We start from the raw sequence: 23706 nt of genomic DNA, 5'->3' as shown, positions 1-23706 counted from the left end.
ATACGGCGCACCCTTTTCCAGGGCACGCCGCAAGTGGGAGGAAGGTCAGGCGATATCGATCACAGCTTGAAGCGCACCCCCGCCATGATCACGCGGCCGAAATGGTTGTTCTCGTAATTGCGGTCCGCGAAATCATCGACCCAGCGATAGCGATAATCGTCGGTCAGGTTGGTGCCGTCGAGCGACAGTTCGATATGCTCGTTGAGCTGGTAGCGGATCGCCGCGTCGAGGTTGAACGAGCTGGCGAACCCTTCGAAGATATTCGCGTTGCCGCTCGTGCTGGTGCGATAGCCCTCACGATACGCGCCCGACACGCGGACCGAGAAGGTGCCGTTGTCATAATAGACCGTGCCGTTCGCCGATTTCTTGGAAAGCCCGAGCAGCGGCCGCGTATAGACCGTCCCGCCGACGGTATAATCGACGTCGCTCTTGATGAAGGTGACGTTGCCGAGTGCACCGAACGAGCTGAGCGACTGCGAGAAGACCGAGAAGGGCAGGTTGAGGCCCAGTTCGATCCCCTTCAGATTCGCGCCGGGGCCATTGAGCGTGGTCCGGAACTCGAAGGCGCGATCCGGCTTCTCGCCATCGACGATCGCCTGATAGGCCGGCGTTCCCGGCGTCAGCAGCGATGTCGGCAAGCCGCTCGAGGCATAGGTGCCGTCGCGCGAACTGCTCAGCGGGAAGCTCACGATATCCTTCGCGAACAGCGCCACCGAGGCGAGCGCGCCGGGCGCGAAATACCATTCGAGCGCCACGTCGTAATTGGTCGCGCGATACGGATCGATGAACGGATTGCCCGAGGTGATGCGGAAGTTGAACTGATCGACCGAACCGCCCGGCGTCAGCGAGCCCAGGCTGGGCCGCGTCATCACCTTGGCGATGGCGCCGCGCAGGATCAGATTGTCGGCCGGATAGAGGTTCAGGTTCATCGCCGGCAGCCAATCGTCATAGCTGCGCTTCACGGTGACGTAGGTGTCGCTCACGAAGCCCTGTGACGACTGGGCGGTGTGGGCGTAGCGCATGCCGGCGTTGCCGGTGAAGCGCAGCCCGAAAAGCCGCGTCTCGAAATCGGCCTGGAACCAGCCCCCACTCGACTTTTCGGCCACCGAACGCTGGCCGCCCTGATCGAGCACTAGGTTCTGGCTGTAGAGATCGATGAAATCGGTCGCCGCCTCGAGGTTGGGCTCGACCCAGCTATTGGTGTTCCCCGATGGCTGGCCGGCATCGCCGAGCTTGAAGATGTCGGAAATATCGCCGGTCACCGGCGCGCCATAGGCGCCGGGCGGGCAATCGAAGGTGCTGCAATAGACGCCGTCGCGACGATAGCCGATCGTCTTGAAATCGAACCGGCGATAGAAGGGGCCGCCCGAGAGCCTGAACCCGTCGGCGATCTTCCATTCGAGATCGAGCGCGGCGGTGCGGAACTTGTTGGTGACGTTCGAGGGCCGATCGCGGAACTCGGCGAACTGGAACGCCGTGGGATCGTCGATGCCTGCGCCGAACACCAGCAGCGGGCTCTTCATGTCGCTGTAATCGAAGCTGTAGCCGGTCGCGTCGCGATCGTCGAACATCAGCGAGGTCTCGACCGGAATATCGGCATCGGATCGCGAGAAACCGCCGCGCAGCTTGGCGCGGAACGCGTCGCTGAACTCGTGGTCGATCGTGCCCGAAATTTGGTAGAATTTGGTCTCGCTTTCGCGATGATAGCGCTCGGTGCGGACGTAGACGTTGTCGAGATCGGCGGAAATGATGCTGTTGTGATCGTCGATCACATAGTTGGAAATGTCGATATTGTCTTCTTCGCTGCGCAGCAGCACTTCGCCCCAATGTTCGTCACGATCCTCCTTGAAGTTCGAATACAGCCCGTCGATCGAAACCGTGGTGCGGTCGGTCGGCTTGAACTGGATCGACGCCGTCGCGCCCAGCCGCTCGCGATCGTGTGACACCAGGCCATAGCGCGGGATGCGCGGATGGAAGGCGTCCGCCACCTCGGCGCAGGCGCCGACGGGGTTTTTCAGGTCGCACGCCGTGCCATCGACCGATCGGAACGATGCCTGTGCCCAGCGCACCGAATTGTTGCCCAGTTCGGCCGTCTTGTACTTGGAATAGGCGACCGACGCCGACACGCCGAACGTCTGATCGGCATTGGTCCAGCCGAGCAGCCCCGCAAGCCGCGGGCCGACATTGTCGTTGAGATCGTTGTAGCGCGCCTGCGCCGACGCCGAGAGCGTCACCCCCGGCCGGAAGCTGAGTGGATTGCCGGTGTTGAGATCGACCACCGCGCCGAGCGACCCTTCGTCGAGCGCCGCTTCGGCCGTCTTGTGGACCACGATCGAGTTGAACAGTTCGGAAGCGAAGACGTTGAAATCGAACGCCCGATCGCGGTTGGCCGAGGCGCCGTCGGTCGAGGTCGCGATCGTCTCCATGCCGTTGACGCGGACGCGCGTGAACTGCGCGCCGAGGCCGCGCACGGTGATCGCACGCCCCTCGCCCGCATCGCGCTCGATCGAGACGCCGGGAATGCGCTGGAGCGATTCGGCGAGATTCTGATCGGGAAACTTGGCGATATCCTCAGCGATGATGGCATCGACCGCAGCGGTCGAGTCGCGCTTGATATCGAGCGCCTGGTTGAGCGAGGCGCGGAAACCCGTGACGACGATGCTCGATGTCGCATCATCCTCCGCGCCCGCCGATTGCGGCGCCGGCGCGGCCTGCGCGGGCTGTGCCGGCTGATCCTCGGCGAATGCCGGCGCGGCGAGCCCCAGCGTCAAGGCAATGATCGAGCTTCCCGCAAAGCGACCGATCGTCGCACCCTTTTCCTTCATCATCCTCTCCCCTTCCGGTCGCGTCACGCGACTCGTCTTTGATCCTGTCCCCGACACCGGCTCTGACACCGGTGACCTCGCGTTATGAACACCGCGAGCGGTTCGACCCCACGAAACCGGCGAAACGGGCGGTGCCAAGGCACCCCAAGCCCGCGATTCTTCGTCGGCACTGCTATTCTTGCTCACGCCACCGAGGTGGCGACCAGCCCCTTTTCTTTTTAGGTAACCGGTGTCAGAACGGTGAACGTAAACCTTTGGTGTGTCAATAGGTCGTAGCCGAGAGGATCGATTATGTCTGGATCGAGCCCGAAAAAGCGCCGGTTTGCGCTGTTTTCCATTCTTCTTGCCGCAACGCTGACGCCGTACGCCACGGCGGCCGGCCAGCGCACCGCCTCGCGCATGGTCGTGGTCGACGAGCGCGAAACCGTCCGCGACGAGCCCCCGCCGCACGGCGCGATCGGGATGAGCACCGCGTATCGCATTTCCGACGGCATCGAAGGCCGGACGATGGAGTTCCGCAAGCGCGTGCTCCATCCCGGCGCGGCGATCGGCCCGCATCGGATCGCCCATGACGAGGTCTATTATGTGCTCGACGGCGCGGGCGAGGTGATCTCCGATGGCGAACGGCAGGCGCTGCGTCCCGGCTCGGCCGCCTATCTGTTCGACGGCGCGGTCGTCGGGATCACGCAGCAGGGCACGCGCCCGCTGACGCTGATCATCGCCTATCCACTGCCGCGCGACTAGGCTGTATCGCCATTCAGGAGATGGCGCGCCGAAAATGGTGGTTTTCCGAGACCCGGCGCGCAGCGGACTGAAGGTCCGTGGGCACCGGAAGCTCGGGGGACCACCATTTGTAGGCCGCCAGAACCGAATGGCGATACAGCCTGGCGCCGATCAGGTGCCCGGCTGGATATAGGGGACGCGCGCGAACAATTCGCGCTGCCACTGGCGCGGATCGTTCTCGACCCGGCTCTCGGCATCGACGATCAGCGTCGCGCGGCGATCGAGATCGTAGCGCGGCCATGCCGGCACGCCGGGCGCATTGGGGTCGCCGCGGGTTGCGAACGCGACGAAGGCATCCTGTAGCGTTGTCGAGGCCGCGCGCGCATCGGCGCCGGTGCCGGTCTGCGATCTGCGTGCATCGAGCGTCCCGAACACCAGTGGAATATCCATCGTGTGGAAGGCACCGCGCACCGGATCGACCCGCGAGGCGTAATCGACCTGATAGACCCATGTCGGCGTGCCCGCCCGCGCGCGCGCCTCGGCCTCGATCACCTGCCCGCGCCAGCTCCGCCCCGCCGTCGTCGCGCCCCAGAAGACGTCGCGCGGGCTCCAGTCGGGGAAGTGCGCGCGATATTGGGCGACCACCCATTCGGGCAGGATATCGACCTTGAGTTCGGGGGCCATCCGCTCGGCGACATTATCCCAGTTCAGCCCGGCGAGCTTGGCGCTATCGGGGGCGATGAACGCGCGCGTCTCGTCATGCGTGTTGCCGAGCAGCATGGGAATCGCGTTCGATTGCGGGTTGGCATCGGGCCAGAACGGATGGCGCGTCAGCCATTTCATGTCGAGCACCGGGCCGAAATAGACATTGCCGCCGAGGATCGGATCGGTCGCCTCGCCGGCCTCGACCAGCCGTTCGGCGGGGGCGGCAAGGAGCGGCGAGAGATCGCCCTCCGCGATCCCCAGCCGGCCCAGGAACGCGCGTGTCCGCGCGGTCGCGTGGAGCGGCCCCGAGGCGGTGACCTGCTGACCGCTCATCGTCGCGGCGCGGTGGAACAGTCCGCGCGCCGCGGGCATCCCCATCATCGTCGCGATCTTGGCGCCCCCGCCCGACTGGCCGAACACCATCACCCGTGTCGGATCGCCGCCGAACGCGGCGATATTGTCGCGCACCCATTGAAGCGCGAGGATCAGATCGAGCTGGCCGTTGTTGCCGCTGTCGGCGAAGCGCGGATCGAACCGCGCGAGATAGAGATAGCCGAACGCATTGAGCCGGTGGTTGACCGTCACGACCACGCAATCGCCGCGCGCGGCGAGCGTGTAGCCGTCGTTGAGCGGATCGGTGACGCTGCCGTTCGAATAGGCGCCGCCGTGGATGTAGAGCATCACCGGCCGGCGCGCGCGGGGGTCGACTTCGGGCGTCCAGATGTTGAGGAACAAACAGTCTTCGGATTGCGGCGCATAGCGATCGTTGCGCTGCGGGCAGACCGGCCCGAACGCGCGGGCGGCGATCACCTCGCGACCGGCGGCGAGCGGTTTGGGCGCCATGAAGCGTTCGGCGCGCCCGTAACGGATGCCGCGAAAGCGCAGCACGCCGCGATCGCGATCGCCCTCGAACCGCCCCGCCGGCGCGGTGACCACGGCGGCTTGCGCCGCGGCCCGGGCGGCGCCCGGTGCCAGCAGCAGCGGGGCCGCGCCGGCCGCTGCGAGCACCGAGCGCCGCCCGATCGCGCTCATCGGGCGAGCCACCCGCCGTCGACCGCGAGGATATGCCCGTGGACGTAGCGCGCCGCGTCCGAGGCGAGAAACACCGCCGCGCCGCCGAGATCGGATGCCTCGCCCCAGCGGCCCGCGGGGATGCGTTCGAGGATCTGGCGGTTGCGCGTCTCGTCCGCCTGCAACGCGGCGGTATTGTTGGTGGCGATATAGCCCGGCGCGATCGCGTTGACGTTGACGCCCTTGGCCGCCCATTCGTTGGCGAGCAGCTTCGTCAGCCCCGCCACGCCCGATTTGGCGGCCGTATAGCTCGGCACGCGGATGCCGCCCTGGAAGCTCAGCAGCGAAGCGATGTTGACGATGCTGCCGCGGCCCTGCGCCACCATGTGCCGCGCGGCGGCCTGGGCGAGGAAGAACAGCGATTTGAGGTTGGTGTCGATCACCGCGTCCCAATCTTCCTCGGTGAAATCGAGGCTGTCGGCGCGGCGGATGATGCCGGCATTGTTGACCAGAATGTCGAGACGGCCGAGTTTTTCCACCGTTTCGTCCACAATCCTGCCCACAGGCGCGATCGTCGAGAGATCGGCGGAGACGATCTCGGCCCGACGGCCGAACGCGCGCGCCTGCGCCACCGTCTCCTCGGCGGGCGTGCGGCCGACGCAGGCGATGTCGGCGCCCGCCTCGGCCAGCGCGAGCGCGATGCCCTGGCCGATGCCGGTATTGGCGCCGGTGACGATCGCGACGCGATTCGAAAGGTCGAAGGGATTGGTCATGTGCAACTCCTCCCCTCCCCGAACGGGAGGGGCCGGGGGTGGATAGGAACGGGGCGCCGCACGCGGGGAGCGCCCCACCCTGGCCCCTCGCTCTGGGCGAGGGGCGCAAGGCCTCACGCCAACTGGCAGATGTCGAGGACGTTCATATCGGTATAGTCCTGGTTCTCGCCCGCCATCGCCCAGATGAAGGCATAGGCCTTGGTGCCCGCGCCCATGTGGATCGACCAGGGCGGCGAGATCACTGCTTCCTCGTTCTGGACGACGATGTGCCGCGTGGCCTCGCCCTCGCCCATGAAGTGCATCACGCGATCGGCATCGAGATCGTCGAGTTCGAAGTAGAAATAGATTTCCGATCGGCGCTCGTGGATGTGCGGCGGCATCGTGTTCCACACGCTGCCCGGCTTGAGCACGGTGAGCCCCATCACGAGCTGTGCCGAATCGCACACACCGGGGATGACGAGCTGGAAAATCGTGCGTTCGTTCGATTCCTCGAGGCTGCCGCGATCGAGCGCATTGGCGTCCGCGATGCCAAGCTTGCGCGTCTCGAATGCCTTGTGCGCGGGGCACGACGCCAGATAGAAGCGCGCGCCGTCGCCGGAAAACACGACGTCTTTCGCCCCCATCGTGACGTAGAGGCAATCCTTGTTGCCGAGCGCAAACGCCTCGCCGTCGACGGTGACGACGCCATCGGCCTTGCCGACGTTGACGATCGCGAGTTCGCGCCGCTCGAGGAACGGATGGCCGGCGGCAGACGGCGGCTCGGCCTGTTCGGGCAGGCGCACCTCACCCGTCGCGACCGCGACGCCGCCGATCACGAAGCGATCGGCATGGGTGTAGTTGAGCACGCACTCGCCGGCGCGGAACAGGCCCGGGATCAGATAGCGATCGCGCAGTTCCTCGTTGGAAACACACTCCATCATGTCAGGATGCGTGGCATAATAGGTGCGGTCGAACATCGGGCCTCTCCTTCGGTCATGGCGATGTCGCGCCTGGGCGCGGGTGGTGATCCAACGTTGGTAACCGGTGTCAGATATTAGTTCAATGGCCGTTCGTCCAAGCGGCGCTCATCCATCGCCCGGTGCCGCCACCGACGCGCGTCGGATCAGCGTCGACAGGAACATCGACGGCTCCCTGACCTCGGGTTCGGGGTTGTCGCCGACCCCGGCGATCAGCTTGAGCGCCGCCGAACGCGCCATTGAGGCGATCGGCCAGCGCACCGTCGTCAGCGGCGGCCAGAGATGCCCCGCGATCGGCGTGTCGTCGAACCCGATCACCGACAGGTCGCGCGGGATATCGAGGCCGCGCTGGCGGGCGGCGTGGACCACGCCTGCGGCCATTTCGTCGTTGCTCGAAAAGATCGCGGTCGGCCGCGGCATCAGATCGAGCAGGCGCTCCGCGGCGACGATGCCCGATTCGAAGGTGTAATTGCCGTCGGCGATGAGGCTGCGCGGCAGCGCGATATCGGCCGCCTTCAGCGCATCCTCGAACCCCAGCCGCCGTTCGCGCGCCGAGCGGAAACCGTGCGGCCCCAGCACCAGCCCGATCCGGCGATGCCCCTCGCCGATCAGATACTGGGTGGCGGCGCGCACCGCCTCGCGGTCGTTCGACGCGACCATATGCTCAGCCGTATCGAGCGCCGCCGACCCCATGCGGACATAGCGGCAGCCGATCGAATCGCACAATTCCGCCACCGTATCGTTCTCGCTGACCGGCGGCATCAGCAGCACGCCGAACAGCCGCTGGCGTTCGAGGAAATGGCGCAGATCGTCGAGCATCGTCGCCGAGCCGCGGTTGAGCGGGCGCACCACCATCTCGAATTCGGTGCCGTACAGCGCCTCGAGCATCCCCTGCTGGACGTTCATCACCGTCTGCGCGTTGGGATTGTCGTGGACGAGCCCGATCAGATAGTTGCGGCGCAACGCGAGCGCGCGCGCCTGCGGATTGGGGATATAACCGAGATCGGCGATGACCTGCTCGACCCGCTCGCGCGTGTCGCCGCTGAGCAGCGGCGAGCGGTTGATGACCCGGCTCACCGTCTTCTTGGAAACGCCCGCGACGCGCGCGACATCGTTGATGGTCGGCCGGTTGGTCTTTTGCATCGGCAGAGGTCTAGCGCGAATGGCCGATCGACGCCAAGCGAAGACACAAAAGCGACCGTCAACGACGAGTCGAGCGGCGATCGCGCGCCCCGCTCCCCGATTTCGAAGTCGGACGAATTACGGTTTAACATTAGATATTTATCCACCAATCACGCAAAGTTTCCACGATCCTTCTTGTCAATGACACCGGTTTCCATTAGCCAAGGCGGAAAGATGGCCGCGTCGCGGCAAACGAGGGGATTAGGGTGGCTTGCAACGATTTTTCCGATGATGCAGGCCTGATCGCGCAAGCCTTCGTCTCCGCGCGACGCGAGGCACGCGGCCTCGCCAGTTATCCGAGCGCCATTCCGCCCACGCTCGACGCCGCCTATGCGGTTCAGGATGCCGCGATCGCGCTCGACGGCACCACGATCGGCGGCTGGAAGGTCGGCAAGATCGATCCCCCGCTCGACGGCGCCAACCGGCTGGCGGGGCCGATCTTCATGCGCCACATTGTCGCGCAGGCCGACACCCCCGTCGCCATGCCGGTCTTCGCCGACGGGTTCGCCGCCGCTGAGGCGGAATTCCTGCTCCGGGTCGGCACCCCGCCGCCGCCGGGCCGGAAGCGGTTCACGACCGAGGAAGCGACCGCGCATATCGACATGGTCCATCTCGGCATCGAGATCGCCAGTTCGCCGCTGCCGACGATCAACGATCTCGGCCCGACGGTGACGATCTCCGACTTCGGCAACAACAACGGCCTCGTGATCGGTCCCGCGATCGCCGATTGGCGGGGCGCCGATATCGCCGACTGGCCGGTGTCGCTGCTGATCAACGGCCGCGAAGCGGGCGCCGCACGCGCCGCCGAGATGCTCGACGGGCCGTTCGGCGCCGCGCGCTTCCTGTTCGAACTGCTCGCCGATCGCGGCATCGCAATCGAGCGCGGGTCGTGGATTTCCAGCGGCGCAGTGACCGGTGTCCATCCGGTCGCGGTGGGGGATTCGATCGAAGCGCGTTTCGACGGCGATCGCGTCGTGCGCTGCGCGATCACAGCCGCCACGTAACGGCGAGAACAAACCCCTGAATAGCAACGACAATAAAGATAAAAGAAGACGAGAAAGCTCCAAGAGGGAGAGGCACCTATGGCATCGACAGCACCGCCGGAGGTCGCCGGAGCGGCCCAACGCGTGGGCCGCTATCGCTGGGTAATCTGCGGCCTGCTGTTCGCAGCGACGGCGATCAACTATGTCGATCGGCAGATGATCGGCGTGCTCAAGCCGACATTGCAGGAAGAGTTCGGCTGGACCGAGGTTGATTTCGCCGCGATCGTCTTCTGGTTCCAGGTCGCCTACGCACTCGGCTATATCAGCTTCGGCAGGGTCGTCGATCGGGTCGGCGCGCGGCTCGGCTACACGATCGCGATCCTGATCTGGACGATCAGCCACATGGCGCACGGCCTCGCCAGCACCGTCACCCAGTTCGCGATGGCGCGGTTCGGCCTCGGCATCGGCGAATCGGGCAATTTCCCCGCCGGCATCCGCACCGTCACCGACTGGTTTCCGCAGCGCGAGCGCGCCTTCGCGATCGGCATCTTCAACGCCGGCGCCAATGTCGGCGCGATCATTACCCCGCTGCTGGTGCCGGTGCTCGTCCTCGCGTTCGACTGGCGCGTCGCTTTCTACGTGACCGGCCTGCTGGGGGTCGCGTGGCTGGTCGCCTGGTGGATCATGTACCGCCACCCGCGCGAGCACCCGCGCGTGACCCCCGGCGAACTCGCCTGGATCGAACAGGATCCGGCCGATCCGGTAACCCCGATTCCGTGGGCAAAGCTGATCACGATCCGGGAGACCTGGGCCTATGCGCTCGGCAAGTTCTTCATCGATCCGATCTGGTGGTTCTTCCTGTTCTGGCTGCCCGGCTATCTGTTCGAGCGCTACGACATGGATCTGACGACCTTCGGCTTGCCGCTCGCGGCGATCTACCTGCTGTCCGACGTCGGCAGCGTCGCCGGCGGCTGGTCGTCGTCGCGGCTGATGAAGGCGGGCTGGAGCGCGAACGCCGCGCGCAAGCTGACGATGCTCGTCTGCGCGATCTGTGTGCTGCCGATCTTCTTCGCGCAGTCGATCGACAGCGTCTGGCTGGCGGTGCTCGTCATCGGGCTTGCGACCGCCGCGCATCAGGCGTTCTCGGCCAATCTCTATACGTTGCCGTCGGATATCTTTCCGCGCGGCGCGGTGGGATCGGTGGTCGGCATCGGCGGCACCGTCGGCGCGATCGGCGGCATGGGGATGGCGTGGTTCACGGGCTACATCCTTGACGCCACCCACAGCTATGCGACGCTGTTCGCGATCTGCGCGGGCGCCTATTTCGTCGCGCTTGCCGCCGTCCAGTTGCTCAGCCCGCGGCTGGCGCGCGTCGACGGTATCTGAACCCCGGTTACGGCGCACGGCAACGATGCCGTGCGCCGGTTTCCCCCCGGAGCGGCCCGCGCGAAGGCCGCCCGATAGCGACAGGAGAATCCCTTGGGCATGTCGGTCCAACTGCGTCTGGTATCCACCCTCGCGCTCGTCGCCGCGGCCGCCGCGCCGCCAGCCGCATCGGCGCAGGACGGCGGCGGGGACGGGCTGCTTTTCCGCGTCTCGGGGGACGAGAATCTGGTCGCCGACGAAGCGCAGGGGGCCGCGATCCCCAATTTCGAAAGCGCGATGTCGATCATCCCCGACGGCGCGATCGGTTCGGCGATCCGCTGGAGCGACGGCGGCTATGTCGCGTGGCAAGCGCCGGGCAATATGTACGCGCAACGCGGCACGCTCTCGTTCTTCTGGCGGTCGCATACGCCCGCCGGGGAGACGCCCTTCGTCATCTTCCGCGTCGGATTCGCCGATCATTCGAGCTGGGACATGACGTTCCTGAGGATCGACTGGAACGGCCACGGGTTCGAAGCCTTCGTCACCGACGCCAATCTCGCCCGCCACCGCATCTCGTGGACGACCGCGGCGCCCGATCCCGACGCGTGGCAGCATATCGCCTTCGGCTGGGACGGGACCAAGGGCGTGCGCCTCTACGTCAACGGCCGCGAGGTGGCGCGCGACGACGCGACGGCCGATCTCGATGCCGGGCTCGATCAGTTCGGGATGGCGGGGCGGATCATCTCGCCGCATCAGGTGCAGAGCCGCTACAGCTTCATGCGCGGCAGCGATTTCGACGAGATCCGCGTCTACGATCACCTGCTCGGTGCACGCGAGATTGCAGCACTTGCCGCCAAGCGCGAACCGACCGCGGACACGCAGGACGATGCCGCCGCACGCCGCGCGGCTTGGCTGCACCGTTTCGGCTGGGATCGCGCGCTGCCCAGGCCGCTCGACGCAGCCGTCACCACGATCCGAAAGATCGAATTCGCCGACGCGAAGGATTTGAAGGAATGGATGTGGAAGGGCGTCGACGGCATTCCTGAGACGACCTGGCCCGGCGTCTACAACCGATCGCGCCTGCCGGGGCGCAACGGCTATTTCACGCTGCCCGACTGGAACGTCTATGTCGAAGGCGGCAAGCAATATGATCTGACGCTGCCCGAAGGCGCGCGCTTCAACCGCGTCGAACTGCGCGGCGCGGCGTTCGGCGACCTGCGCTGGACGGGGCCGGACGGCAAGACGCGCACGCTCGACAAGCGCCCGCAAGGCGTCGTGCGCAGCGTCACCGACACCGACACGCTGACCGGCGGCACGCTCCATTTCACCAACGCGCAGCAGGAAGAGCCGATCCAGGAGATCTGGGCGTATGACGTCGCTGCCGGCGCGGTGCCCAAAGACAATTTCAGCCTCGATTATCGCGTGCAGGCAGACGCATCGCCCGATTTCGCGGCGCTCACCGATCTCAACGCCTATATCGCCGGCCGCTATCCCGCCGGCGAACGGACGACCGTCGTCGCGCTACCCGCCAGCGGCGCGAAGGCCGCCGCGGGCGCGGGCAGCGCTGCCGATTCGGGGCACATCGCGCGGACCGGCGGCGGCGAACCGATCGTCCATATCCTGATCCCGGCGAGCTTCGGCGACGCCTTTCCGGGCAAGCCGCTGGCGCGCGCCTGGGATTATGGCTGGCAGAACCTCCACGACGGGCTTGACGGGATCGCGATCGATCTCCCCGCGCTCGATCTGCCGCCGGTAAAGGATGGGCTGATCCCGCTCGACATCCGCATCAAGGATCCGATCTGGCCGGGGCGCGACATGATCGACGCCACCGTCTCGGTCCGCCCGCATGAAGCGCGCACGCTCTGGCTCGACCTGCGCGATCGCATCCTCTCGAACGACAGCCTCTATCTCTCGATCGCCTCGGGGGCGCCGGGCTTCGACGCGCGGGCGATCGACGGCGCCGGCATCCGGCTGGTGTTCAAGGATCGCGCCGCTGCGCTGCCCGACCATATCGCCGATCGCTTCAATCAGGTGCGCGACAATTGGGGCTTCCTCGTCGAGGAACACACCGCTTCGAAGCGCGAGGGATTATACCGGCGCGTCTTCGCCGACATTTCCGATCTGCTGCGCGTCGCCCCCGATCATGCGGAGGCGCGGCGATATTGGGCGGACATCAATTATCGCCCCGAGAACATGCCCAAATTCACGCAGCCGGTGCCGCCTGCCGGCCAACCGCTGTGGGCGTTCCGCCAGCTTACCGACCTCAAGCTCGTGCGCCATTTCGTCAATTGGTGGATCGACGAGCGCCAGGTTCCCTATGGCGATTTCGGCGGCGGAATTTCGGATGATACCGATCTGACGCAGCAATGGCCCGGGCTCGCGCTGATGGGGGTCGATCCCGACAAGATCAACGCGTCGCTGCGCGCGCTTTCCGAGGCCGCGTATCGCAACGGGATGCACACCGACGGGCTGGCGACGATCACCACCGACGAACTTCACGCCTATGAGGAGGGGATGAACGCCGACGCCGAGCGGCTGTATCTCAACTGGGGCGAGCCCAGATCGGTCGAACGGCTGATGAAAACCAGCAAGGCGCTCCAGCGCGTCATCATGACCAACAAGGCCGGCCACCTCCATTTCGCGAGCAACTGGTACGGCGGCACCAAGATGTATCGCGAGGATGCCTGGGCGTGGCAGAAACCGTACAGTTTCGTCGTCACCCACGCGCCGATCCTGATGGGGGTCTATAACGGCAATCCGCAAGCCGAAGCGCTGATCACCGGCCTGATGGACGGCTGGGCCGCGCACGCGAAGAAGGATGCCGAGGGGCGGCTCGTCTTCCCCAACGAAATCAACTGGAACACCGACGAAGAGCGCAAGGGCGACGGCGGCGGGCTCGATACGCCGCTGCAATCGGCGTGGGCCGCGTGGCGCTTCACCGGCGACGACAAATATCTCGCGCCGATCCGGTCGCGGCTGGCGGTCGCGGGGCCGAAGCTGCTCGCCCAGTTCAACGAAAACGCCTTCGAGGCGCTGCCCGACGGCAAACGCTACGCGCAGGAGATCATCCCCGGCGGCAAGGACGACGGCAGCGCGTTCGCGCGCTACGCCGCGTGGCAGGCGACGGGCGACAAGACCTGGCTCGACGCGCTCCACGCCGACGCGATCGCCGAGAAATCGCAATATCAATATATGTACACCGAAGGCCATTGGTGGTCGGATCGGGTCGATCAGCCCAACGAGACCCTCCAGCGCGAGCGGCTCGGCGGGATCGCGCTCAAGCGCAACCAGACCTATCCCGGCAACACGGTAAGCTGGCGCTTCGCCGACCCCGATGGCGCGGTCAACACCGCGATCCTGGTGCCCGATGCGACGCGCGACGCCTTCCGCGTGCTCGGCTACAACGTCACCGACGCACCGCTCGCGGCGACGATGTCGACCTGGAACGTCACCGCCGGAAGGTGGGAAATGCGCGTCGGCACCAGCGCCGACGGCGGCAAGACGGTGCGTTGGTCCGGCGGCCCGCGATCGCTGACGCTCGAACGCAGCGCCGCGACCGATGTCCGCTTCGAACCCGGCACGACCACGATCCTCGATTTCCGGCTGATCGCGGCGACGACGCCGACCAACCAGCGGCCCGATCTGGGGATAGGCGGCGACGATGTCGCAATCGGCAAGGATAGCGTCACGCTGACGGTCCACAGCCTCGGCGCGCTTCCCGTCGCCGGCGGCACCGCGCGGCTCGAAGCGGCCGACGGCCGCGTGCTCGCCACTGCCCCGATCGCCGCGCTCGCCGCCCCGATCGATCTCGAACCCAAGACGGCTACGGTGCAGCTTGCCTACGCCGGCCGTTTGCCGAGCGGCGCGCGCGTGACGGTGGCGATCGACGGCGACGCGCCCGAGGTCACGCGGCTCAACAACAGCGTCACGATCGATGCGCATCTCGGCGAGTAAGACAGCAGCGCCGTCGCGCCGGGCATTGCTCGGCGGCCTGATCGGGGCGGGGATAGCGGTGCAATGGCCCGCCGCGGCGAACGCCTCGGGCGCGGCCGCGCGGCTGGCGGCGGTGCTCGATCGCTGGGACGCGCTGGCGACCCCGGCGGCGCGGTTGCGCGCGCTGGAGGGCTTGGATGCGGCCGACCTGCCCGATGCCGCGCGGCGCGATCTGGAGGCCGCACGGCTCGGCTGCGCGATCGACGCCCGCTTGGCGATTGCCGGCGATGCGCCGTCGCGCCGTTTCCCGCTGCTCGCCGAACGCGCGTTCGGGGCACCGATCGATATTGGCGAGGCGCGCGCCACGCTCGATGCGCGGATCGCGGCATTGCACCGCCGCGCGCACGCGGTGATGAACCGGCTCGATATCGCCCCCGGCGCGATCGCCGCGCGGTTCGACGCCGCGTTCGACGACCCACGCTGGCACTACGCCGACAGCGATGCCGGGCGCGACCGCGCGGTGGCGGACATGAACCGCTGGCTCGACGCGGTGCGCCCGCATCTGGCCGATTGGCTGGGGCCGCTGCCCCCCGCCTGCGCCAACGTCGCGGTGCGCCGCCTCAGCCCACAGGAAATCGCCGCGGGCAAGGGCGGCTATCGGATCGTGCCGGGTGCCGATTCGCGCGGCTTCTACGTCGTCGATCTGAAGCAGATCGCGCGCCGCCCGCGCTGGAGCCTGCGCAGCGTCGTCCATCACGAACTGCTTCCCGGCCATATGGTGCAATTGCCGATCGAGGCGCTGGCGCCGCCGCACCCGGTGCGCGCGCGCTATTCGGGCGGCTATGTCGAGGGCTGGGCGACCTTTGCCGAGGCGCTGGCGATCGAGCGCGGGCTTTTTGGCGACGATCCGGCCGGCGAACTGGGCGCGCTCCACTGGCTGCTGTTCCGCGCGTTGCGCGGCCGGATCGACATCGCCCTCCATGCCGACGGCTGGGACGGCGCACGGGCGCTGGATTTCTGGCACCGGGCAATGGGGCGGCCGATCTATTTCGTCGATTTCGCCGCCGATACCGCGCGCATCGCGGCCGATCCAGGCATCCGGCTTGCCGAGGCGGCCTTTTGGCTGCGGTTCGAAGCCCTTGCTTCGCGCACGGTGCCACTGGCCAGCCTGCTGACGGGCGGCCGCTGCCCCGCCGCAATGCTCGGCTGAACCCGGACGCGGAAAGCGCGAACCTGAAAGCGCGCGCCTTTCAGATCAGCGCGAGTTCGGCGAGTTTCCCCACAAGGGCCGGCGGCAGATCGGCGAGCCCGGAGGCATCACCGGCGAGGTCGGCGGGCGCGTCGGCCGCCTCCAGATAGCGCCAGCCCTGATGCGCACGCTTGGGGCGGGCATGGACGAGCACGAGCCGCGGGTCGATATGGATCGCGACGCGCCCGCCCTCGGCCTCACCGAAGCGCAGGATCGGCGAGCGCGCGACCAATTGGTGCTTGATGATCCAGTAGAGCGAGCCCGTGCCCGCGATCTCCTCATGCCGCTTGGGCAGATAGCGCGTCGTCAGGAACACCGGCCCCTCGCGCCCGCGCGCCGCCAGCCGCTCGGCGAGGTTGTCGACCGAATGATTGCCGAAGGCGACCTTGGTGATGTGAAGCGCCACGCGCGCGATGTGGCCCCGCAAGGCGCCGCGATCAACCCACCAGCCCGCTTGCCGACGCCAATCCGAGAAAGACGAAGAACCCCATCGAATCGGTCGTCATCGTCACGAAGATCGACGAGGCGACCGCGGGATCGGCGCGCAAGCGCTCGAGCGTCAGCGGCACGACCACGCCTGCCAGCCCCGCGATCAGGATATTCGCCATCATCGCCGCGGCGATCACGCCGCCAAGCTCGATATGCTGGTAATAGAGCGAGACCGCGATACCGATCACGATCGCGACGGTCACGCCGTTGAGCAACGCGATCGAGATTTCGCGGCGGATCGCGCGCAGCGTGTTCGATTCGGTGAGCTGGTTGGTGGCGAGCGCGCGCACCGTCACCGCCATCGTCTGGGTGCCGGCATTGCCGCCGACCCCGGCGACGATCGGCATCAGCGCGGCGAGCGCCACCATCTTGCTGATCGTGCCTTCGAACAGCGTGATCACCGTCGCCGCGACCAGCGCGGTCGCGAGATTGGCGATCAGCCAGCGCACGCGCGCGCGATAGCTGGTGATCACGGGCTCGTTGATATCGCCTTCGCCCGCGCCCGACAGCAGCAGCGCGTCCTCACCGGCTTCCTCGGAGATGATGTGGACGATGTCGTCGACCGTGACCATGCCGACCAGCCGCCCGCTGCCGTCGACCACGGCGGCCGAGATCAGCGCGTATTTCTGGAACCGGAGCGCGACCTCCTCCTGATCCATATCGACCGCGATCAACGTCTGTTCGCGCTGCATCACGTCGCTCAGCGGCACCGGGCGCGGGGTGCGCATGATCCACGAGAGCTTGCACGTACCGACCGGCTTGTGGCTCGGATCGACGACGAACACTTCCCAGAAATCGGTCGTCAGCGCGTCGTCGGCGCGCAGATAATCGATGACGTCGCCGACCGTCCAATGCTCGGGCACCGCGATCAGCTCGCGCTGCATCAGGCGGCCGGCCGATTCTTCCGGGTAGGACAGCGCTTCCTCGATCGCGGCGCGATCGTCGGGCTCCATCGCGCGGAGCACCTCGCGCTGATCGTCGGCGTCGAGATCCTCGATGATCGCGACCGCGTCGTCGGTATCGAGTTCCGACGCGATGTCGGCGACCTCGTGCGGCTCGAGCGCGTCGATCAGATCCTCGCGGACGTAATCGTTCATCTCGGCGAACACCTCGCCGTCGAGCAGATCGGCGATCGCCTTGGCAAGCGCGGGGCGGCGCTCGCTGGGCGTCAATTCGAACAGATCGGCGATGTCGGCGGGGTGCAGCGGCTCGACGAGCTGGCGGACGGCCTCGTCGTCGCCGTCCTCGACCGCGTCGAGCACGGCATCGACGAATTCGGGCTTGAGCCGATCGTCCTCGTCGAGTTGGGTCGATTCGGTTTCGGGCTGGGGAAGCTCGGCGTCGCTCATCGTCCGACCTCCCTCGTTGCGGTCCCGTGCGCATCAGATGCTGTTTCAGCGACGCTGAAACAGTTGCGGCACCGGCCCGCTCCCCCACCCGGCCACCCAACGCCAGTATCCTATGGGTGGCCGGGTGGGGTGTAACCCCGCAAAGTATTACTTTGCGGGGACCCCGTGGGGGAGCGGGCCGGCGCCGATTCAGCAAAGCTGACAAAGACTCTAACCAAGCGCGACGCGTCTGCCAACGGCCCGATTTGCCAGCGGCGTCGCGGATCACTACGTCGCGGCCCTTCAATCCTTCAGGAGCACCCCCGATGGCCGAACCCTTCGAAACGCTGACGATGACGCTTGCCGACGGCGATGTCGTGATCAAGCTGCGCCCCGATCTCGCCCCGCAGCACGTCGCGCGGATCGGCGAACTCGCCAATGAAGGCTTTTACGACGGCGTCGTTTTCCACCGCGTCATCCCCGGCTTCATGGCGCAGGGCGGCGACCCGACCGGCACCGGCACCGGCGGCTCGGACAAGCCCGATCTGCCCGCCGAATTCAGCCGTGAACCGCATGTGCGCGGCGTCTGCTCGATGGCGCGGACGATGAACCCCAACAGCGCCAATTCGCAATTCTTCATCTGCTTCGACGATGCCGGCTTCCTCGACGGCCAGTATACCGTGTGGGGCGAAGTGACGTCGGGCATGGAGCATATCGATGCGCTGCCCACCGGCGAGCCCCCGCGCGAACCCGGCAAGATCGAGAAAGCGCGAGCTTCCTGATGTTGCGGCACCGGCCCACTCCTCCACCCCACCTCCCAACGGCAGTATACTGAATGGGAGGCGGGGTGGGGGAGCTGGCCGGTGCGGCAATCAAATTACGCCCCCAGCGCGTCGATCAGCCAATCATGGAACAGCCGCACCGGGCGCTGCATCAGCGCGCGCGGGCGGCACACGAACCAATAGCTGTAGGGGCTCTCGACCTCGATATCGAACAGCCGCGCCAGCCGATCGTCCTGCGCGTCTTCAAAATGGCTGGCGAGCATGAAGGCGACGCCCAGCCCCTGCGCAGCGGCCTCGAGCATCAACGCGCCCGAATCGAAATGATCGATCGCGGCAGGCTCGATATCCTCGACCCCGGCGGCGCGGCGCCACGCGGCGAAATTATCGGGCATGTCACGGTGGAGCACCGCCGTCAGCCCCGCGAGTTGCTCGGGATGGGTGATCGGATTCGGCCCCTCGACCAGCGCGCGCGCGCCGATCGCATAGACGCGGTTGCGATCGAGCCGCTTGGCGTAGAGCGCGGGATCGATCTCGCGCGCCAGCGCGATCGCGACGTCGAGCCCCTCGCCCAGCCGCGCGACGGTGTGCCCCGCGGTATCGATATCGAGGTGAAGTTCGGGATGCCGCGCACGCAGATCGGCGAGCCGGGGGAAAAGCCGCTGCGCCGCATAGAGCGGCAGGATGCCGAGCCGGAGGCGCAGTACCTCGATCCCGCTCGTCATCGCCTCGACCGCGTCGGACAGGCTGTCGAGTGCGGGCGCGATCTGCGACAGCAGCCGCTCGCCGTCGCTGTTGAGCTGCATCGATTGATGGCGGCGATCGAACAGCGGGCGGCCGATGAAGCGTTCGAGCGCCTGGATGCGGCGACTGAGCGCGGGCGCCGACAGCGCGAGTTCCTGCGCGGCCGCCTTGATCGAGCCGAGACGGGCGACCTGGACGAACGCCTCGATAGCGGTCAGCGGAGGCAAGCGGCGCATGGCGGAAATCCACGAAGTTCAGGCGGAAATGCCACCATCGGCGATCAGCGGCGCAGGCGCAATGCCCTCGATTGCAATTCTTGCAACTGCAATCGTTCTTTTCGCACTTGCACAAAATTACGCTGCACTGCACATAGAGCAGGCCTTTCAGGCATCCTCTCCTAAAAACTTATACGGGCTGGCCCTTCGGGGCTGGCCCTTTTTTTGCGCGTAAGCGGTTCCACATGTCGCGCCGCGGCACGGCCGGCCGCGTGAACCGGCGCCGAGGCGATTGTCGGACAGAATCGCCTGCCCCCCTCGCATTGCCGGAACCAGTCCCCTATCTCGCACGCTTGCACGATTGCACGAGAGGGAACGCACATGGCCGACAGCGAACCGCCGGTCCACAAGCTCCAGGTCGCCAATGCAAGGCCTGAGGATTCGGGTCGCGGGATCGCGCACCTGCCGCGCGCGCTGATGGCGCAGCTCGCGCTTGCCGAAGGGGGCGTGATCGAAATCGTCGGCAAACGCTCGACGCCGGCACGCGCGGTCTATCCCTATCCCGAGGACGAAGGGCTGGAGATCATCCGCATCGACGGGCTCCAGCGCGCCAACGCCGGGGCGGGCTCGGGCGAATATGTCGAAATCCGCAAGATCGAATCGAAGCCCGCGACACGCGTCGTCTTTGCACCCGCGCAACAGAATCTGCGGCTCCAGGGATCGAGCCATGCGTTGAAGCGCGTCTTCGTCGGCCGGCCTCTGTGCCAAGGCGATGTCGTCGCGACCGCGGGGCAACAGCGCGTCGACAATATCCCGCCCAATGTCGCGCAATATCTGCGCGCACCGGCCTATGCCTTGCAGGAAATCCGCCTGTCGGTCGTCCAGACGACCCCCAAGGGCGTCGTCCATATCGACGAGCATACCGAAATCGAATTGCGCTCCGAATATGAGGAACCGCAGCAATCGCGCCGCGCCGACGTCACCTATGACGACATCGGCGGGATGAGCCACACGATCGACCAGCTCCGCGAGATGGTCGAACTGCCGCTGCGCTATCCCGAATTGTTCCAGCGGCTCGGCGTCGATCCGCCCAAGGGGGTGCTGCTCCACGGCCCGCCCGGCACCGGCAAGACGCGGCTCGCGCGCGCCGTCGCCAACGAGAGCGCGGCCGAATTCTTCCTGATCAACGGCCCCGAGATCATGGGCTCGGCCTATGGCGAGTCGGAACAGCGGCTGCGCAGCGTCTTCGAGGAAGCGGCCAAGGCGGCGCCCTCGATCGTGTTCATCGACGAGATCGATTCGATCGCGCCAAAGCGCGACCGCGTGCAGGGCGAGGCCGAGAAGCGCCTCGTCGCGCAATTGCTGACGCTGATGGACGGGCTGGAGGCGCGCGCCAATCTGGTCGTGATCGCCGCCACCAATCGCCCAGACGCGATCGACGAGGCGCTGCGACGCCCCGGCCGGTTCGACCGCGAGATCATCATCGGCGTGCCCGACGAGCGCGGGCGCAAGGAGATCCTCGGCATCCACACGCGCGGCATGCCGCTGGGCGACAAGGTGGACCTCAACGAGCTTGCGCGCACGACCTACGGCTTCGTCGGCGCCGATCTTGCGGCCTTGACCCGCGAGGCGGCGATCGAGGCGGTGCGGCGGATCATGCCGCGGCTCAATCTCGAGGAAGGGACGATCCCGCCCGAGGTGCTCGACGACCTGTCGGTGACGCGCGAGGATTTCATGGAGGCGCTCAAGCGCATCCAGCCCTCGGCGATGCGCGAGGTGATGGTGCAGGCGCCCGAGGTCCGCTGGGAGGATATCGGCGGGCTCGACCAGGCACAGGAGCGCTTGAAGGAAGGCGTCGAGCTGCCGCTGAAAGACCCCGACGCGTTCCGGCGCCTGGGCATCCGGCCGGCCAAGGGCTTCCTGCTCTACGGCCCTCCCGGCACCGGCAAGACGCTGCTCGCCAAGGCGGTCGCACGCGAGGCGGAGGCGAATTTCATCGCCACCAAATCGTCCGACCTCCTGAGCAAATGGTATGGCGAGAGCGAACAGCAGATCGCGCGGCTGTTCGCGCGCGCGCGCCAGGTCGCACCGTGCGTGATCTTCATCGATGAACTCGATTCGCTGGTGCCCGCGCGCGGTGGCGGCCTGGGCGAACCGCAGGTCACCGAACGCGTGGTCAACACGATCCTGTCGGAAATGGACGGGCTCGAGGAACTGCAATCGGTGGTGGTGATCGGCGCGACGAACCGGCCCAATCTGGTCGATCCCGCGCTGCTGCGCCCCGGCCGGTTCGACGAACTGATCTATGTCTCGGTGCCCGATCAGGGCGGGCGTCGGCGGATTCTGGCGATCCAGACGCAGCGGATGCCGCTCGCCGACGATGTCGATCTCGACGATCTCGCCGAGCGCACCGATCGCTTCACCGGGGCCGATCTGGAGGATCTGGTGCGGCGCGCCGGGTTGGTGGCTCTGCGCAAATCGCTCGCCACAGAATCCGTGACGATGGCCGATTTCGACGCGGCGCTGCACGAATCGCGCGCGTCGGTGACGCCCGAGATGGAGCAGGAATACGAGCAGATGGCCGCCAAGCTGAAGCAGGAGGCATCGGCCATCCAGCCGATCGGCTTCATCGCGCCGGGGATGCTCAACCCGCACGGGCCGAAGGGCTGATCCGCCGCATCCGGAGTTTGATCCACTGGCGTGGAAGCGGCGCCGGCCCACTCCCCACGGGTCCCCACAAGGCATTACTTTGTGGGGTTACACCCTCACCCGGCCACCCATAGGATAATCGCATTGGGTGGCCGGGTGGGGAGTGGCCTATTGCTTGCGGTCCTTTAGCGCCACCCAGGCATAGACGAGCATCGCCGCCAACGCGGCCGCGGCGATCAGATAGGGCAGCGGCTTGGTCAACCCGTACAGCCCGACGCCGATCGACGGGCCGAGCACGAAGCTGGCGCCGTTGACGCTTGTCACCTTGCCCGCGACCGAGCCCTGCGCATCGGGCCCGACCGCAAGCGACGATCCGGCGGTGAAGCCCGGCCGCGTGAAACCGAAGCCGAGCGAGGCGAGCGCGTAACTGGTCGCGATGCCGTAGAGCGAGGTCGCGAGCCCCGTGCCCACGCAACCGATCGCGGCGATCACCAGCCCGCTCAGCACGAGCTTGCGCGGGGACAGGTTGAGCAGCGGGATGATTCCCCATTGCGCGAGCAGCGCCGCGCCCGCGCCCATCATCAGCACCAGCCCGGTCGGCTGGAGCGCATCTTCGGGGGCGACGTGGAGCCGATCGATGACGAGAAAACCGATCGTCTGCCCGGTCATCGCCTGCGCGTGGCCCATCACCAGCCCGGCGATCATCCACGCGCGGATGCGCGGATCGGCATAGCCGACCTGTTCGGCATCGCGATCGGCGGTGGCCGCGGTGACGCTCGCCCCCGACGATTGCCCGCCGATCGAGGGATAGGCGGTCGCCGCACCGTGCGCATCGCCCCCGCCGACGCCGCGATCGTCGGGCAGCATCCGGCGCACCGCCAGCCACACGCCCAGGCCGAACAAGGCGAACACGAAGGTCGGGCCGGCGAGCCCGATCTCGATCTTCCCGATCGCGCCGAGGATCAGATAGGGCGCGATCGCGGGGCCGAGGATCGTCCCCAGCCCGAACGCCGAGGCGAGCAGCGTCAGCGCCTTGGTCCGGTCCTCGCGGGTCGTCGCGCCCGCGACCAGCGCCTGCACCGCCGGCGGGGCGGCGGCGCCGAAACTGCCGTAGACCAACCGCCCGCCGATGAACGCGAGGAACGCCGCGCTGCCGCTGATCCAGCCGTTGATCCCCATCGCGAGGAACACCCCGCAGATCAGCAGCGAGACCGCGAAGCCGCCGAGCCCCATCAGGATCATCGCGCGCCGCCCGTGCCGATCCGAACGCTTCGCCCAGAACGGCGCGGCGATCACCCAGAGCAGCGCCGATGCCGAGAAGGCGGCCGCGACATTGTTGTCGGCGACGCCGAGCGACCGGCCGAGCGCGGGCAGCACCGATTGCAGCGCGGTGTTGCCCGCCGCGATCGTCAGCATGACCAGGAACAGCAGGATGAATTTTCGGTCGGCGCCGCGGAAGGTCGTGGTCGCGCTCACCCGCGCGGCCACGCGTAGCCGCGCGTCACCTGCGTCACGAACACCTGGTAGCTGCGATACCAATGCGCGCGGCCCTGGCCGCGGATCGGTACGTGCTCGGGATGATCGCGCCACGCGAGCGCGCTCGCCTCGTCGGCCCAGTAGCTGACGGTGATGCCGTGCCCGTCGGCGCCACGCACCGAATCGATCCCGCAATAGCCCGGCTGGCGCGCGGCGAGCCCCGCCATCGCCTGCGCCGCGCGGTCATAGCCGTCGGCATCCGCTTGCGTGCGCTGCGACACGAAGATGACGGCGATTTGCCCTGCACGATCGTCCATCGCT

At 67.1% G+C, this 23706-nt stretch carries 18 protein-coding genes; 8 read left to right on the top strand and 10 right to left on the bottom strand.

What is annotated here, in order from left to right:
- Positions 1 to 59 precede the first annotated feature (59 nt).
- Complete coding sequence (locus DFR49_RS13850; protein ID WP_245968497.1) at positions 60 to 2828, bottom strand: TonB-dependent receptor; 2769 nt, start codon at positions 2826 to 2828, stop codon at positions 60 to 62.
- 396 nt (positions 2829 to 3224) lie between these two features.
- Here DFR49_RS13850 and DFR49_RS13845 point away from each other — a divergent pair, with 396 nt between their 5' ends.
- Positions 3225 to 3569 (top strand): cupin domain-containing protein, encoded by a 345-nt coding sequence (locus tag DFR49_RS13845; protein ID WP_119036440.1) that lies wholly within the window; start codon positions 3225 to 3227, stop codon positions 3567 to 3569.
- 150 nt (positions 3570 to 3719) lie between these two features.
- Here DFR49_RS13845 and DFR49_RS13840 read toward each other — a convergent pair whose 3' ends face one another.
- The 4 genes from DFR49_RS13840 to DFR49_RS13825 form a co-directional block, all read right to left on the bottom strand.
- Positions 3720 to 5285 (bottom strand): carboxylesterase/lipase family protein, encoded by a 1566-nt coding sequence (locus tag DFR49_RS13840; protein WP_119036209.1) that lies wholly within the window; start codon positions 5283 to 5285, stop codon positions 3720 to 3722.
- A complete protein-coding gene (gene kduD / locus DFR49_RS13835) occupies positions 5282 to 6037 on the bottom strand; it encodes a 2-dehydro-3-deoxy-D-gluconate 5-dehydrogenase KduD (protein WP_119036208.1) in 756 nt (251 codons plus the stop codon). The genes DFR49_RS13840 and kduD overlap by 4 nt, the downstream gene beginning before the upstream one ends.
- Positions 6038 to 6150: 113 nt before the next feature.
- A complete protein-coding gene (kduI, locus tag DFR49_RS13830) occupies positions 6151 to 6993 on the bottom strand; it encodes a 5-dehydro-4-deoxy-D-glucuronate isomerase (protein ID WP_119036207.1) in 843 nt (280 codons plus the stop codon).
- A gap of 108 nt (positions 6994 to 7101) precedes the next feature.
- Positions 7102 to 8136 (bottom strand): LacI family DNA-binding transcriptional regulator, encoded by a 1035-nt coding sequence (locus tag DFR49_RS13825; protein WP_119036206.1) that lies wholly within the window; start codon positions 8134 to 8136, stop codon positions 7102 to 7104.
- A 245-nt stretch (positions 8137 to 8381) separates the two neighbouring features.
- Here DFR49_RS13825 and DFR49_RS13820 point away from each other — a divergent pair, with 245 nt between their 5' ends.
- From DFR49_RS13820 to DFR49_RS13805, 4 genes are all read left to right on the top strand, one after another.
- A complete protein-coding gene (locus DFR49_RS13820) occupies positions 8382 to 9179 on the top strand; it encodes a 2-keto-4-pentenoate hydratase (protein ID WP_211325881.1) in 798 nt (265 codons plus the stop codon).
- 78 nt (positions 9180 to 9257) lie between these two features.
- Positions 9258 to 10544, top strand: a complete 1287-nt coding sequence (locus DFR49_RS13815; RefSeq protein WP_119036205.1) for an MFS transporter — start codon at positions 9258 to 9260, stop codon at positions 10542 to 10544.
- Between the two features lie 99 nt (positions 10545 to 10643).
- The gene (locus tag DFR49_RS13810; RefSeq protein WP_119036204.1) at positions 10644 to 14477 is read left to right on the top strand and encodes a LamG-like jellyroll fold domain-containing protein; all 3834 of its coding nucleotides are present in this window, start codon (positions 10644 to 10646) and stop codon (positions 14475 to 14477) included.
- A complete protein-coding gene (locus tag DFR49_RS13805) occupies positions 14458 to 15666 on the top strand; it encodes a DUF885 family protein (RefSeq protein ID WP_119036203.1) in 1209 nt (402 codons plus the stop codon). Before DFR49_RS13810 ends, DFR49_RS13805 begins: the two co-directional genes overlap by 20 nt.
- Before the next feature lie 40 nt (positions 15667 to 15706).
- Here DFR49_RS13805 and DFR49_RS13800 read toward each other — a convergent pair whose 3' ends face one another.
- Together DFR49_RS13800 and mgtE are read right to left on the bottom strand one after the other, a co-directional pair.
- Positions 15707 to 16111 (bottom strand): DUF1489 family protein, encoded by a 405-nt coding sequence (locus DFR49_RS13800; protein ID WP_119036438.1) that lies wholly within the window; start codon positions 16109 to 16111, stop codon positions 15707 to 15709.
- Between the two features lie 31 nt (positions 16112 to 16142).
- Positions 16143 to 17543, bottom strand: coding sequence for a magnesium transporter (gene mgtE, locus DFR49_RS13795; protein WP_119036202.1), 1401 nt, complete (start codon positions 17541 to 17543; stop codon positions 16143 to 16145).
- A gap of 305 nt (positions 17544 to 17848) precedes the next feature.
- Here mgtE and DFR49_RS13790 point away from each other — a divergent pair, with 305 nt between their 5' ends.
- Positions 17849 to 18304: a peptidylprolyl isomerase gene (locus DFR49_RS13790; protein ID WP_119036201.1), complete on the top strand. Its 456-nt coding sequence runs from the start codon at positions 17849 to 17851 to the stop codon at positions 18302 to 18304.
- A 95-nt stretch (positions 18305 to 18399) separates the two neighbouring features.
- On the opposite strand, the gene DFR49_RS13785 is transcribed toward DFR49_RS13790, so the two are convergent.
- Entirely contained in the window at positions 18400 to 19281 is an 882-nt protein-coding gene (locus DFR49_RS13785) for a LysR substrate-binding domain-containing protein (protein WP_119036200.1), read from the bottom strand.
- Here DFR49_RS13785 and DFR49_RS21730 point away from each other — a divergent pair.
- Both DFR49_RS21730 and DFR49_RS13780 read left to right on the top strand, forming a co-directional pair.
- A complete protein-coding gene (locus DFR49_RS21730; protein ID WP_147373698.1) occupies positions 19280 to 19495 on the top strand; it encodes a hypothetical protein in 216 nt (71 codons plus the stop codon). The two genes, DFR49_RS13785 and DFR49_RS21730, sit on opposite strands and share 2 nt — an antisense overlap.
- 146 nt (positions 19496 to 19641) lie before the next feature.
- Positions 19642 to 21930, top strand: a complete 2289-nt coding sequence (locus DFR49_RS13780; protein ID WP_119036199.1) for a CDC48 family AAA ATPase — start codon at positions 19642 to 19644, stop codon at positions 21928 to 21930.
- A 147-nt stretch (positions 21931 to 22077) separates the two neighbouring features.
- Here DFR49_RS13780 and DFR49_RS13775 read toward each other — a convergent pair whose 3' ends face one another.
- Entirely contained in the window at positions 22078 to 23385 is a 1308-nt protein-coding gene (locus DFR49_RS13775; RefSeq protein WP_119036437.1) for an MFS transporter, read from the bottom strand.
- Complete coding sequence (locus DFR49_RS13770; protein ID WP_119036198.1) at positions 23382 to 23702, bottom strand: antibiotic biosynthesis monooxygenase family protein; 321 nt, start codon at positions 23700 to 23702, stop codon at positions 23382 to 23384. The genes DFR49_RS13775 and DFR49_RS13770 overlap by 4 nt, the downstream gene beginning before the upstream one ends.
- Between the last annotated feature and the right edge of the window lie 4 nt (positions 23703 to 23706).

Origin of the sequence: Hephaestia caeni (assembly GCF_003550065.1) — a bacterium.
In the GTDB taxonomy this organism is placed as follows: Bacteria; Pseudomonadota; Alphaproteobacteria; order Sphingomonadales; family Sphingomonadaceae; genus Sphingomonas; species Sphingomonas caeni_A.
Note: the sequence above shows the minus strand (reverse complement) of the source record. Positions and strands in the feature narration are given on the sequence as shown.

Coding starts and splice junctions, on each gene's coding strand:
- DFR49_RS13850 (WP_245968497.1), bottom strand. CDS start 2,828: ATGATGAAGGAAAAGGGTGCGACGATCGGTCGCTTTGCGGGAAGCTCG.
- DFR49_RS13845 (WP_119036440.1), top strand. CDS start 3,225: ATGGTCGTGGTCGACGAGCGCGAAACCGTCCGCGACGAGCCCCCGCCG.
- DFR49_RS13840 (WP_119036209.1), bottom strand. CDS start 5,285: ATGAGCGCGATCGGGCGGCGCTCGGTGCTCGCAGCGGCCGGCGCGGCC.
- kduD (WP_119036208.1), bottom strand. CDS start 6,037: ATGACCAATCCCTTCGACCTTTCGAATCGCGTCGCGATCGTCACCGGC.
- kduI (WP_119036207.1), bottom strand. CDS start 6,993: ATGTTCGACCGCACCTATTATGCCACGCATCCTGACATGATGGAGTGT.
- DFR49_RS13825 (WP_119036206.1), bottom strand. CDS start 8,136: ATGCAAAAGACCAACCGGCCGACCATCAACGATGTCGCGCGCGTCGCG.
- DFR49_RS13815 (WP_119036205.1), top strand. CDS start 9,258: ATGGCATCGACAGCACCGCCGGAGGTCGCCGGAGCGGCCCAACGCGTG.
- DFR49_RS13810 (WP_119036204.1), top strand. CDS start 10,644: ATGTCGGTCCAACTGCGTCTGGTATCCACCCTCGCGCTCGTCGCCGCG.
- DFR49_RS13805 (WP_119036203.1), top strand. CDS start 14,458: ATGCGCATCTCGGCGAGTAAGACAGCAGCGCCGTCGCGCCGGGCATTG.
- mgtE (WP_119036202.1), bottom strand. CDS start 17,543: ATGAGCGACGCCGAGCTTCCCCAGCCCGAAACCGAATCGACCCAACTC.
- DFR49_RS13790 (WP_119036201.1), top strand. CDS start 17,849: ATGGCCGAACCCTTCGAAACGCTGACGATGACGCTTGCCGACGGCGAT.
- DFR49_RS21730 (WP_147373698.1), top strand. CDS start 19,280: ATGGCGGAAATCCACGAAGTTCAGGCGGAAATGCCACCATCGGCGATC.
- DFR49_RS13785 (WP_119036200.1), bottom strand. CDS start 19,281: ATGCGCCGCTTGCCTCCGCTGACCGCTATCGAGGCGTTCGTCCAGGTC.
- DFR49_RS13780 (WP_119036199.1), top strand. CDS start 19,642: ATGGCCGACAGCGAACCGCCGGTCCACAAGCTCCAGGTCGCCAATGCA.
- DFR49_RS13770 (WP_119036198.1), bottom strand. CDS start 23,702: ATGGACGATCGTGCAGGGCAAATCGCCGTCATCTTCGTGTCGCAGCGC.